16 protein-coding genes are annotated in these 12,459 nt (G+C 38.8%); 6 read left to right on the top strand and 10 right to left on the bottom strand.

Going from position 1 to position 12,459, the window contains the following annotated elements; genetic code table 11:
• Positions 1 to 33: 33 nt before the first annotated feature.
• The 4 genes from IIC38_17550 (at position 34) to IIC38_17535 (ending at position 1,941) form a co-directional block, all read left to right on the top strand.
• The gene (locus IIC38_17550; GenBank protein ID MCH8127736.1) at positions 34 to 225 is read left to right on the top strand and encodes a type II toxin-antitoxin system HicB family antitoxin; all 192 of its coding nucleotides are present in this window, start codon (positions 34 to 36) and stop codon (positions 223 to 225) included.
• Positions 226 to 700: 475 nt separating this feature from the next.
• Positions 701 to 922 carry a UPF0175 family protein gene (locus tag IIC38_17545; GenBank protein MCH8127735.1) on the top strand — a complete coding sequence of 74 codons (222 nt, stop codon included), beginning with the start codon at positions 701 to 703 and terminating at the stop codon, positions 920 to 922.
• On the top strand, positions 915 to 1,370 hold the full coding sequence (locus tag IIC38_17540; protein MCH8127734.1) for a DUF3368 domain-containing protein: 456 nt from the start codon (positions 915 to 917) through the stop codon (positions 1,368 to 1,370). The genes IIC38_17545 and IIC38_17540 overlap by 8 nt, the downstream gene beginning before the upstream one ends.
• 379 nt (positions 1,371 to 1,749) lie before the next feature.
• On the top strand, positions 1,750 to 1,941 hold the full coding sequence (locus IIC38_17535; protein MCH8127733.1) for a type II toxin-antitoxin system HicB family antitoxin: 192 nt from the start codon (positions 1,750 to 1,752) through the stop codon (positions 1,939 to 1,941).
• A gap of 170 nt (positions 1,942 to 2,111) precedes the next feature.
• Here IIC38_17535 and IIC38_17530 read toward each other — a convergent pair whose 3' ends face one another.
• The 9 genes from IIC38_17530 to IIC38_17490 all read right to left on the bottom strand — a co-directional run bounded on the left by IIC38_17530 (position 2,112) and on the right by IIC38_17490 (position 9,175).
• The gene (locus tag IIC38_17530; protein MCH8127732.1) at positions 2,112 to 3,281 is read right to left on the bottom strand and encodes a threonine synthase; all 1,170 of its coding nucleotides are present in this window, start codon (positions 3,279 to 3,281) and stop codon (positions 2,112 to 2,114) included.
• 13 nt (positions 3,282 to 3,294) lie between these two features.
• Positions 3,295 to 4,026, bottom strand: a complete 732-nt coding sequence (locus IIC38_17525) for an alpha/beta hydrolase (protein ID MCH8127731.1) — start codon at positions 4,024 to 4,026, stop codon at positions 3,295 to 3,297.
• A 144-nt stretch (positions 4,027 to 4,170) separates the two neighbouring features.
• The gene (locus IIC38_17520) at positions 4,171 to 5,070 is read right to left on the bottom strand and encodes a rhomboid family intramembrane serine protease (protein ID MCH8127730.1); all 900 of its coding nucleotides are present in this window, start codon (positions 5,068 to 5,070) and stop codon (positions 4,171 to 4,173) included.
• Positions 5,071 to 5,079: 9 nt separating this feature from the next.
• Complete coding sequence (locus tag IIC38_17515) at positions 5,080 to 5,451, bottom strand: (2Fe-2S)-binding protein (GenBank protein MCH8127729.1); 372 nt, start codon at positions 5,449 to 5,451, stop codon at positions 5,080 to 5,082.
• 98 nt (positions 5,452 to 5,549) lie between these two features.
• A complete protein-coding gene (locus tag IIC38_17510; protein MCH8127728.1) occupies positions 5,550 to 6,146 on the bottom strand; it encodes a peptidylprolyl isomerase in 597 nt (198 codons plus the stop codon).
• Between the two features lie 149 nt (positions 6,147 to 6,295).
• Positions 6,296 to 6,511, bottom strand: a complete 216-nt coding sequence (locus IIC38_17505) for a hypothetical protein (GenBank protein ID MCH8127727.1) — start codon at positions 6,509 to 6,511, stop codon at positions 6,296 to 6,298.
• A gap of 27 nt (positions 6,512 to 6,538) precedes the next feature.
• Entirely contained in the window at positions 6,539 to 6,700 is a 162-nt protein-coding gene (locus IIC38_17500) for a hypothetical protein (GenBank protein ID MCH8127726.1), read from the bottom strand.
• Between the two features lie 56 nt (positions 6,701 to 6,756).
• The gene (locus IIC38_17495; protein MCH8127725.1) at positions 6,757 to 7,689 is read right to left on the bottom strand and encodes an FAD-dependent thymidylate synthase; all 933 of its coding nucleotides are present in this window, start codon (positions 7,687 to 7,689) and stop codon (positions 6,757 to 6,759) included.
• Positions 7,690 to 7,813: 124 nt separating this feature from the next.
• Positions 7,814 to 9,175 carry a 3-deoxy-7-phosphoheptulonate synthase gene (locus tag IIC38_17490; GenBank protein MCH8127724.1) on the bottom strand — a complete coding sequence of 454 codons (1,362 nt, stop codon included), beginning with the start codon at positions 9,173 to 9,175 and terminating at the stop codon, positions 7,814 to 7,816.
• 297 nt (positions 9,176 to 9,472) lie between these two features.
• Here IIC38_17490 and IIC38_17485 point away from each other — a divergent pair, with 297 nt between their 5' ends.
• A complete protein-coding gene (locus tag IIC38_17485; protein MCH8127723.1) occupies positions 9,473 to 10,240 on the top strand; it encodes an ATP-binding cassette domain-containing protein in 768 nt (255 codons plus the stop codon).
• Positions 10,240 to 11,433, top strand: coding sequence for an ABC transporter permease (locus IIC38_17480; GenBank protein ID MCH8127722.1), 1,194 nt, complete (start codon positions 10,240 to 10,242; stop codon positions 11,431 to 11,433). The genes IIC38_17485 and IIC38_17480 overlap by 1 nt, the downstream gene beginning before the upstream one ends.
• Before the next feature lie 22 nt (positions 11,434 to 11,455).
• On the opposite strand, the gene IIC38_17475 is transcribed toward IIC38_17480, so the two are convergent.
• Positions 11,456 to 12,459, bottom strand: a 1,004-nt coding sequence (locus IIC38_17475; GenBank protein MCH8127721.1) for an MBL fold metallo-hydrolase, incomplete at its 5' end; no start/stop codon positions are given.

The following is a 12,459-nucleotide window of genomic DNA, read 5'->3' as shown; positions in this document are numbered from 1 at the left end:
ACGTTCGACTTAAAAAATTAAAAGGAGAATTTCATGAAATTAAATATTGTCTATAAAAAAGAAAAAGAATGGTTTATCGGGTATATCCAACAACACCCCGATTATGAAAGCCAGGGAAAAACAATCGATGAATTAAAAGACAATCTAATAGAGATTTATCATGATATTCAAAAAGGTTTGGTGCCGGATGCCGAACCTTTTCAGCTATTGGAAGTAGCGATTTGAAAAGAAAACAATTGATTAAAACAATTAAGTCAAATGGTAGTGTTTTTATGCGCCACGGTGCCAATTCTGATTTGGTATAAAAAACCTCAATCAGGAAAAACCAACCTGTCCCGAGGCATACTGAAATAGATGATGGCCTCGCTATAAGAATAATAAAAAGACTTTCGTAGCATGTTACAACTGCTTCACTTCATAAAGAATAATATTTATAACCACTGCCGGTGTTGAACAGAACAACTTTCTCATTCTCATCGATCCAGCCGCTTTCTTTCAGCTTTTGGACAAGTAATCAAGTTCATCTTATGCTGAAATATCGGGTTAACTCGAGTCGTTAGCTGGATGGAGAAAACAGAACAAAAAATATATAAATTGATGAAGAATCAAAAAATTATTACTTGATTATTGAGGGAAAGAAACACTAAATTTTAGTGAATTTATAGTATTCTAATAAGTTAAATAAAAGATAGGTATTTTTATGTATGTATTGCAAATACAACTTCCTTCTGAAGTTCAGCAGGAAGAGGCAAAATTATTACTTATGATAAAACTCTTTGAAACTGGAAAATTATCTCTAGGACAAGCTGCAAAGTATTCAGGTTATTCTAAGCGTGCTTTTATGGAGTTATTGGATAAATACAATGTCCCAATATTTGATCATCCTGCTGAAGATCTAAAGCAAGAACAATCATATGATTAAAAATATTGTATGCAATAGTTCCTGCATAATTGCTCTTGAAAGAATTGGACATCTTGAAATACTGTTAAAATCAGTTGAGATTATTTTAATTCCTGAAGCTGTACAAAAGGAAATCGGAAATAAGATAAAGAAAATTTCTGTAAAAACAGTAAAAAATATTGCGGTTGTTTCTTCCTTATGTACTCAAATTGGCGATGGAGAATCAGAAGCAATAGCTTTAGCGCTTGAAATTAGTAACATTCATATTCTTCTTGATGATAAAAAAGCTAGACGAATAGCAAAAGAGTTAAGTCTTAAAGTAATTGGAACAATTGGTTTAATATTACGAGCAAAAGATCGAGGAATAATATCTGAAATCAAACCTATTCTCGATAATTTTCAGGAAGTTGGTTTTAGAATAAGTGGTACTCTATATTCTGAGGCAATGCGTATTGCAAAAGAATATTAAGCCTCTTCATCCAAGAAAGAAGAATTACCAATCAGCCTCACTTCCACAAAGAATAATATTTGTAACCACTACCGATGTTAAACAATACCACTTTCTCATTCTCCGCGATCCAGCGATCTTTCCTTTAGCTTTTGGTAGACGACCAGGGTTGTTCCACCTTCAGGACCGATGAACAAACCCTGGTTAGACCCAACGGGACACCCCCGGTTCAAGCCCGAGACAGGCTCTTGCAGCTTACTAATGGACTTCCGCCGAGGAGCGGAGGACGCGTCTCAACTCGTTAATAAGGGACTTGCACCATCTGGATAATCTATTTATATTTATAACATGAATAATACATACATCCACGTTCGACTTAAAAAATTAAAAGGAGATTTTCTTGAAATTAAATATTGTCTATAAAAAAGAAAAAGAATGGTTTATCGGGCATATACAACAACACCCCGATTATGAAAGCCAGGGAAAAACAATCGGTGAATTAAAAGACAATCTAATAGAGATTTATCATGATATTCAAAAAGGTTTGGTGCCAGATGCAGAACCTTTTCAGCTATTGGAAATAGCGATTTGAAAAGAAAACAATTAAGTCAAATGGTAGTGTTTTTATACGTCATGGCGCCAATCATGATTGGTATAAAAATCCTCAATCGGGAAAAAGCCAACCTATTCCAAGGCACACTGAAATAGAAGATGGCCTCGTAAAAGATTAACAAAAGGCTTTCTTAATATGTTACCACTGCCTCACTTCCACAATGAATAATATTTGTAACCACTGCCGGTGTTAAACAGTACAACCTTCTCACTCTCATGGAGCCAGCCGCTTTCTTTCAGCTTTTGATAGGCGACCAGGGTTGCCCCGCCTTCCGGAGCGACGAACAGTCCCTGGGTGGATCCAATCAAGTTTGCAGCCTGGATCATATCCTCGTCTGAAACAGCTATCGCAGTACCTTTACTTTCCCGCAGCGCTCTTAAGATCAGGAAATCACCCACTGCAGCGGGAACACGCAAACCATCTGCAATCGTCTTTGCACCCTGCCACGGTGTGGCAAATTCAGAGCCGTCATCGAATGCTTTCACCATCGGTGCACAACCTTCGGACTGCACTGTCACCATCCTCGGCCGTTTGGAATCGATCCAACCTAATTTTTCCATTTCATCAAATGCTTTCCACATCCCTATCAGACCTGTTCCACCACCTGTCGGGTAAATAACCACATCCGGCAGGCTCCAGTCCATCTGTTCAGCCAATTCATAACCCATGGTTTTTTTCCCTTCGATGCGATAAGGCTCTTTCAATGTCGAAATATCGAACCTGCCGAACTCCGCAACGCCCTTTGCAGCAATTTTACCGCAGTCTGTGATCAATCCATCGACTAATGTAATTTCAGCTCCTAATGCTTTGCATTCGGCAATAAATGGAGGTGGAACATCCTTTGGCATGAACACATAAGATTTTAGTCCGGCCAGTGCTGCGTATGCGCTCATTGCTCCTGCAGCATTTCCGGCGGAAGGAATAGATAACTCCTTTATCCCCAATTCGTATGCCCTGGAAACAGCCAGGCAAAGTCCTCTCGCCTTGAATGAGGTCGTTGGGTTATTTCCTTCATCCTTAATGTATAAAGTATCACTCCCCACTTTTTGTCCTAATCGTTTGGCATGGATCAAAGGAGTAAAACCTTCGCCAAGGGTTAAGGCATAATCGCTGTTTTTAACGGGTAAAAGTTCGTAATAGCGCCATAAGGATTCCGGCCGATTTTTGATCACCTCCGGCGAAACAGCTTCTCCTGCTTGTTTTAAATCATATCGTGCCAGAAGAGGTTTTTGGCAATCCGGACACAAATTCCAGATACGATCTGCTTCTAATTGCTTGTTGCACAATCCACATTCCAAATGACTTAAATAGCTCTGCATAATATTCTCGCTTTCATTTCAAATAATCCCCAAGAAATTTGATGATACCATCCGTATATTTTTCACCGGAAAGATAAAATCCATCGTTGTGTCCGAAATTTATTTCAAGAAATTCCTTTGGGTTATTAGCTATTTCGAATAATTTTTGCCCATGCCGGAATGGAATGATTTCATCGTCTTTGCTGTGAATAATCAAAACAGGGCATTTAGTATCCTGAATTCTACCAAGATTATCGTAATTTATTCTGGATAGTAATTTTACCGGAAAATACCAATAAATATCTCCTGCTAACTCAGGGACTGAAGTAAAAGATGACTCTAATATAAGTGCAGCCGGATTAAACTTACTAGCCACATAAGTTCCTAAACTGCCGCCCATGGATCGCCCAAAAACAATAATTTCATTCGGATCATAATTTCTGTCAGTGGTCAGGTAATTCCATGCGGCTTCAGCATCCAAATAGGTTCCCTGTTCCGAAGGTTTACCTTCGCTTTTCCCATAACCTCTGTAATCGATAATGAATACCGACAATCCCATTCGAGTAAAAATTTCCAACGATTCAAGGCGATGAGAAATATTGCCGGCGTTGCCATGAAAAAACAACAAGATTTTCTCAGCCCCTGCCACCGGCAGAAACCAACCGTGAATTTTTACTTTATCCCTGGTAAGAATTGACACTTCCTCAAAACTCAGCCCAATTGAAAGAGGTGTGGAACCTATATTTCTATCCGGGAAAAACAACATTTTATCCTGGAAGAAAAAAAGCAGGATGCAGAAAAATACATAAATTGAAATTGTGATGAATCCGAATGATAAAACTGTTCGCACAGGCAGGAATATTTTAGATTAATATGACTTTGAATATGTTCATTTAAGAATTCATAATATTTATTTAATACGCAATCGGGATGAGATATAGCCCCATGTCATTCCACATGCCAGGCCGATACCGTGAGTACCATTTGCTATATTTCCGATAATCCCGGTAACCCCAAGAAAAAACCAAACAACCATAAACTGAACGATAAAATTATCAATATGATAGCCGGATCCCGGATCATATTTACTTCGAAACCAGATATAACCGAGCAATCCATACACTACACCAGACATACCACCGAAACTGGGGCCGGATAATAAGTACTGGCCCAAATTGGAAAGGGCAGCAATTAATAATACCATCACTCCTAGATAAACGCGTCCCTCTCGGTGTTCAATGACGGTTCCGAGTGATTTTAGCCACCACATATTGAAAAAGATATGTATGATTCCAAAATGAATAAAAATCGGTGTTATAAGCCGCCAAATCTGACCGCTAAAAACTTCAGGAAGGCCTGGCATCCATTGAATTCTATCTCCTGCAATATCGTATTCAGTAATGAAAAAAGGATTTAAAAAGGCTTTATTTTCTCCAAGGAGTGAAAAAAGGGCAATAAAAACTGAAAATAAAATCAGGGATAACGTTACCCTGCCTGTGCCACTTTCAAAAACACCGCTAATTTTCTTACTGGCAGCAGCCATACTCTTTTGATAAGCTGTTGCCTCTTTGGCTTCTGCCATTTTAATTTCATACGCCTTTTCCGCTGCCTGGTGAAATTCTTTGTGCTCGGGATTTTTCCTGTAAAGATCCAATAATTCTTTGGATTTTTGTAACTTTTCTTCCGCAAGAACCCAAATTGCCCACTTGCCGTTTTCTTCCTGAATACGGTTTTCAATTCCCTTTACAAAGAGCGCATCGCTAAATGTAAGTGCAAATGCTTCGTTATCTAATTCACCGATTAAACGCATAACTCATTATTACTTTTTGAGTTCTTCAATTGGCAGCCACTTGGCTTCAGGCGTCACATAATTTTCAGTCTCCGGACCCGGATCATCCCAACCCATTTCCGACTGACGCATTAATGGTTTCAGAGACATATCATGATCACATACAATCTGGCATGAAAGCCGGACTTCGCCAAAAAGTTCCTTTTCTTCTAATTTATCATATTCAGCCTGGGTCATCGTGGTTGGTTCTCCCTCAGAAAACACGACTCTACAAGTGGTGCATTTAGCATTTCCGCCGCAACGATGCCCAATATCAACGTTATTGGATTCAATTGCATTTACCAATCGCTTTCCCCTTTCGACCTCATATGATCCGAATCCTTCAATCGTAAGTTTCGGCATACATGCTCCTATTTTAGTTTCGTTATTTATATCCAACGTTAATGATTAATCAAAAAACTATTGCAAGAATCCCATTAATTCAAGCCAATAATCCAGGCTTACTTCCGTTTGATATTAATAATTTTTATTGCTGGGGTTAATCCCTGTCCTTCTGCCGGGGAAGACTGAATATTTCTGATAATCTTCATTCCATGCGTAACTTTTCCGAATGCTGCGAAACCTTGTCCATCCGGATTTCGATCTCCGCCAAAATCAAGAGAGGGTTGGTTGCCAATGCAAATAAAAAAAGCTGAAGTTGCGGTATCCGGACCTGATCGAGCCATGGAGATCGCTCCATCTTCATGGTTTACATGGGTTTGATTTGTCCGTTCCAGGTTGATTGGTGGAAATTGCTTATCTCTATATTCACGATTAATACCGCCTTGAATCACTTCGATCCATACATCATTGTCTGGTTGATTGTCTAATTTTACAGTTCGATAGAAACTGCCTGTGGAGTAAAATCCTTCATCCACATATTTTAGGAAATTAACCGAAGTGTTCGGAGCATTGACTGAATCTATGGCAACTTCTATATCGCCCAGTTCAGTTTGAATAACCACATGAATAAAATTATTTTGGTTAGAACATGAAATTGTATGAATGGATACAATCGAAACGACAATAAGAATGAAGACTTTGAATTTACACTGCATGACGTATTTCAAAATGAACCATTCTAGGCATTATTTAGCTCCTCAAAGTAATAATTCATTAAGCTTATTTTGATCTTCAAAATCAAAATTATTAAAAAAGCCCGGCTCTTAATTTTTGAACCGGGCTAAGTAACAAAGGATTGATTTATTTAAATTCCTAAAATTTCATTCACTGCTGAATCAATTTCTTCTTCGGTCATCTTGTGTCCATCTATCTTTTTGAGGATGTTACCATCAGGATCGTAAAAAACCATTCCGTGGGTTTTAAAACCTAATTCGGAAATTTCTACTTTACCCTTCTCATCCATAGCATTTCGGATTTCACAAGCCAATACTCCTTTATTTGTTTCTTCTAAACCATTCACGATGGTTTGTATCTTAGCGCAGAATGGTCAGCCAGGCATTGAATAATAAACCAAATTTGCTTTTAGTTGAGTAGCATCATCAACTGATTGCTCTTCACTTTTGGAACAACCAAAATTGATCATTAACAAATTAATGAAGAATAACACTACGAAAAATGATATTCCCATTTTATTTATTGATTTATTCATAGAACCTCCGGTTAATTTTATTGAGTATGAGTGGATTAGATGAATTAATTAAAATATTATTTTAGTTGCCACGGAATATTGAGTCCAAGTTGGCACAATTTGGCTTCTAACTCGGCTCTTTCTCTGTTCTTTTTAATTTGGCTTAAATCGGCTGGTAATAATCCGAATTCAACTGCAAGCTGAATGGCCTTGTCACTATTTCCTGCAATGACTTCTTTTAGGATAAAATGCTCAAGTCGAGAAAAACCGAACGAATGAAGACTGAAATCTAAAAATGCTTCCCAGGCAATTGGGCACCAAGGCTTGACAATTTCTTCCCCAATGACCTTAGCATAAACACGAATTTCTTCCTGAGCATGCTCATCCATCCTAAGGCTGAGAAAATGAAACAAATTGTACAAATCTATTTTCCAGTAAGCCTCCGTGTAGGTGGATAACGGCAAATCCTTGCGAGCTTGTTCCCTGGCTACTCCTGCTTCCAATCGTTCTTCATACGACTGACGAGATAAATTCTGTAATTCTGCTTCTTTTTTGCTTAAGATTTCCCCAGTCTGCGAATCAAGAAAACCAACGCTCCCCTGACGATTGCCTTTTGCCTGCAGCCGCCATTCATCCGGTTTAGTTGTTTGAGAAGCATCAATTGCAATGGAGTAGCGGGTTGAGTATTCATTTATATTTGCAGTACGATGTCTGATCCACTGCCGCCAGCAATCCATAGGTACTCGTACGTGAAATTTAATTTCACACATTTCGAAAGGAGTGGTATGCCTGTGGCGCAACAAATAACGAATCAATCCCCTGTCTTGCTGAATTTTTTTAGTGCCCTTCCCATAAGAAACACGGGCAGCCTGGACGATTGATTCATCAGATCCCATGTAATCAATCACGCGGACAAAACCATCATCCAATACTTTGAACGGTTTGCCTAAAATTGCATCAATTGCTTCGACGCTGAGCCGCTCATAGTTTTCTTGTTCAGTTGTTATGATATCATTTTTTTGGTTCAAATGAATAACCTCAAAGAAATGATTTGCTTAAAAAAATAGTATGGTTTTGAAGATAATTTTAGATGAGATGAATAGCAAGGATAAAAATAATAGAATAATCTTCTCTTCAAGAAAGGGAGCGAAAAGAACTATAATTTTCATGCAATAATTGTGTGATGAGAAAAGCCATTTCCAAACTTTGTGAATAGTTCAACCGTGGATCGCAATAGCTTGAATAATTTCTTTGAAGCTCCTCATCCGTAAGATTAACCGATCCGCCAATACACTCGCTAACATCTTCACCGGTAAGCTCAAAATGCACACCCGCAAGATAGGATTGGTTCTCAATGTGAATAAGAAAACTCCTTTTTAGTTCATCCAGAATAACTGAAAAATTGCGTGTTTTCAATTTTCCATTGCCAATGATTGTGTTGCCATGCATTGGATCGCAGCACCAAGTCACGACATTGCCTGATTTTTGTACCGCCTTAACTAAACCTGGTAGAATATCATCCACCTTACTAGCACCCATTCTGGTAATTAATGTGATTTTGCCTGGCTCATTGTCGGGGTTTAAGATGGAGAGTAATTTTAAAAGTTCATCAGCCGTGCAAGTAGGTCCGACTTTCATTCCAATTGGATTTGAAATTCCGCGAAAGTATTCAACATGGGCGCCATTAACATCCCTGGACCTCTCCCCAATCCACACCATATGAGCTCCCAAATTATAATACTTTTGTGATTGCGGATCTTTGCGAGTCATTGCTTCTTCATAACCAAGCAACAGCCCTTCATGGGAAGTAAAGAAATCAATCTTATTCAGGCTTTCTTTACGAGCGCCTCCGAAAGATTCCATGAAATCGATTGCGTCTAATATTTGAGCAACAATTTTCTGGTAATCCGGCCATTTAGGTGATTTTTCAATGGAATGCAGATTCCAGTTGTATGGATGATGCAGATCGGCAAAACCACCGTCAATCATTGCACGGATATAATTTAGTGTGGCCGCCGAATGATGATAACTCTGAAGTAACCTTTCAGGATCCGGAGTTCGTGCGGCAAGATTTGGTGTATAATCATTGACGCTGTCGCCAAGGTAACTTGAAATGAGTTGGCCGTCTACAATTTCAGTAACATTGGAGCGGGGTTTTGCGTATTGGCCGGCAATGCGCCCGATTTTGATAATTGATTTTCGTGCTCCATAAGTTAAAATAACACTCATTTGTAACAAAATTTTAATCTGGTTGGTTATACTTACTTCATTGCAATCAATAAATTTCTCGGCACAACTCCCTCCCTGTAATATAAATGCTTTTCTCTCTCCTGCCTTGGCAATTTGCTCTTTTAGTTTTACGACTTCCCCAGGAAAAACCAGGGCTGGATACGCGCAAATCGTCCCCAAAACTTTACCATATTTTTCAGGATCACTGTATTCAGGCTGCTGAAAAGCCTTGAATGATTTCCAACTGTCTGTTGTCCAGTTTTTCATTTATAAATAAATCTCTATATTGAATATTACAGAAAGATTAAAGTATAAGTAACTATATGAACAGAAATTATCGAAGTTCAATTTATTTTACACCTAATTGAATAGATGAAATTTAATTGCATATGGCTGAAAAGCAATTATTTTTTGGTATTCATTTTCAAGAAAATTCAACATGAGTAAGAAAAGTTTCCGGGAACATACGATTAAAATTATTCAGCACTTGACATTGATAATCTCCCTGGACTATATTGTAAAATTTCAGTTGATTTGAATCCATTATCTGGGAGGAAGAACCTGATGATCGAAATCAAAGATTTATATAAAACTTTTAAGTTGTCCAGAAAACAAAAAAGGGAAATGGGCAAGGGCTTTGAAGGTTCCACCATAGATGCTGTTGCCGGCGTCAGTTTCAAATGTGAACCTGGCAAGGTGTTTTCTTTGCTAGGACCCAACGGCGCCGGTAAAACCACAGTATTGCGAATTATAGCTACCATGTTGAAACCCACTTCCGGTAGCGTTTCCGTAGCGGGTTATGATGTAGTAAAAGACTCCCGCAAAGTTCGGGGCAGTCTGGGCTTTTTAACGGGAACAACCGGATTGTACGACCGATTGACACCCATGGAATTTATCAAATACTACGCAGACCTCAATCAAATGGACAAATCCATTTTTGTCAAACGGCGAGATGAAATCTTTGACCGGCTTGGAATTCACGAATTTGCAAAACGGAGAATTGCTAAGTTATCATCAGGCATGAAGCAAAAAGTGTCTATTGCCCGTACCATCATTCATGATCCGGATGTCGTGGTGTTTGATGAACCGACAACCGGCCTGGATGTAATCACTTCAAAGGAAATCGTTAGTTTAATTCGCGATTTTCGTAATGCCGGTAAGACTGTGATTTTTTCCACCCACATTATGTCGGAAGTGAGCTTGCTTAGTGATCAATTAGCGATCATTCACAAGGGTAAATTACTTTACAACGATAGTTATGAATATTTTACTAAAAATATGAAATTACGATCTTTGGAAGACGAATTTATCCGTTTAGTAGAGGAGGCATAATGAACACGATTTTGACTATCATTAAGAAAGAATTTATCGACACGATACGCGACCGCCGCACCCTCTTTTTCATGGTCCTCATTCCATTGCTTTTGATTCCGGTAATGATGGGAATATTTATGAAAATCAGTATGTCTTTTGCAAAGAAAGCTAAAGAAAAAACAATTACACTTGCCCTAATCACAAATGGGAATGCCGAAGAATTTGCACAAAAACTATCTGCACTCGACGATTTTAAAATTATTGCTGACATTCAAGTAGATAGTGTACAATCCTTTATTTTGAAGGATAGCATCGATGCCGCACTTATTTTGGCGGAAGACTTTGATGCAAAGATTAAAACTCATGAGGCGGGGGGAATTTCGATGTACTATAGATCCACAGTCGATGAAAATATTACGAGAAGAAGACTCCGAACACTTGTTGATGACTTTAGAGATGAGCTTCTAAAGAAAAGATTGGCGGAATTAAATTTAGATGAGAGCATTGTTGAAACCCTCGATCTAACTCAAATTGATGTCGCAAGCACCAAGGAAAAGGTAGGTAAACTTATCGGTGGAATGCTGCCATATATGTTTGTGATTTTTTGTTTCATGGGCGCGATGTATCCTGCAATCGACCTTGCCGCAGGTGAAAAAGAAAGAGGAACGCTTGAAACCCTCCTTGCATCCCCCGCCAGTAGATTTCAGATCTTGTTGGGAAAATTCACAATTGTTTCATTTGCAGGCTTTACTTCAGCCGCTCTGTCTATTTTGGGTATTTATATAGGGATTCGCCAGATTGGCGAAATACCGCCGGAATTTTTAAACGCTATTCTTGGACTACTCGAAACAAAATCTATTGTGATGGTGTTGTCTTTATTGTTACCCCTTACGGCTTTTTTTGCCGCCGTAATGTTAGGATTATCTATTTTTGCAAAATCATTTAAAGAAGCACAAAGCATTATTACACCCCTGAATTTTATGGTTATTATACCTGCTGCGATCGGATTGTTGCCTGGAATCGAGCTAAACTTTACCACTGCCTTAATACCGATCCTTAATATTTCACTTGCTACCAAAACAATTTTGGCAGGAACCATACAGGTAGAATATCTCGTCGTTGTTTATGCGTCGCTTTTTCTTTTAGCAGGAGTAAGTTTGTGGGCATGTTCAAAATGGTTTGGCAGGGAGCAGACAATTTTTAGAATGTGAGATGATAGAAGACCAGCTGTTTTTACCGTTCTTTTACAACCTCATATCCTGCTTTTTTCCAGGCAGTAATGCCGCCGGTTAAATTGGCAATGTTCTTAATCCCCTTGCTTTGTAGAAAGCTGCAGCCTATACTTGACCGGTCACCGCTTTTACAATGTAAAACAATTTTTCTGTTGCCAGGTAATCTATCCAGGTAATCCTCTAATCTACCCAAATGGATATGTTCAGCTCCGGGGATATGTTCAGTTTCATATTCCGATCTGGATCTAATATCTAATATTTGAACTTGATTATTAACGGCTAAATTTTGTAATGTTTGAGGCTCCACTTGCTCCAACTGCTCTAATGGGTTGCCACATTCACGCCAAGTTTTAACATCTATAAAATAACCAAGACACAGGTCCAAACCAACCCGGATCAATTTCCGATTTATAATGTCCGATTGATTTTCAAACGTTACCAAAACAAACGGTTTTGTGTAATCCAGGAACCAACCGGTCCAATTGCTAAATGATGGAGTATTTTGGATATTGATACTTCCCGGTATATGACCTCTAGAAAAAGTTAGTTTATCACGGGCATCGATCATCATCAATCCGGAATCAATCGCTTTATTTAATTCATCCAAACCAAGTTTTTTAAGACTTGGCAAACCTCCAAGTACATCAGGGCCCTGTTTATTTAATCTTTTCATGATTGAAAAATAAGCTGGCACTTCGGGTTGCCCATCCAATAAAGTCTCGACAAATTCCTCTTCACTTTGATCTTGCAAAGCCCAATTGACTAATTTCTCATATCCTACGGTTGTAGCAGGGACTGCTCCCAAAGCCTTACCGCAAGCTGATCCTGCACCATGTCCCGGTAATACCTGCACATGATCCGGCAAAGCAGAAAATTTTTTCAATGAATGGAACAACTGGCGTGCACCTGATTCCTGTGTTCCAACAATACCGGCAGCTTTCTCTAACAGATCGGGTCGTCCCACGCTACCGACAAATACAAAATCTCCGGAGAAAAACATGATCG

It is taken from the genome of candidate division KSB1 bacterium, assembly GCA_022566355.1.
GTDB lineage: Bacteria > Zhuqueibacterota > JdFR-76 > JdFR-76 > DREG01 > JADFJB01.
This window is presented reverse-complemented; position numbering and strand designations above follow the sequence as displayed.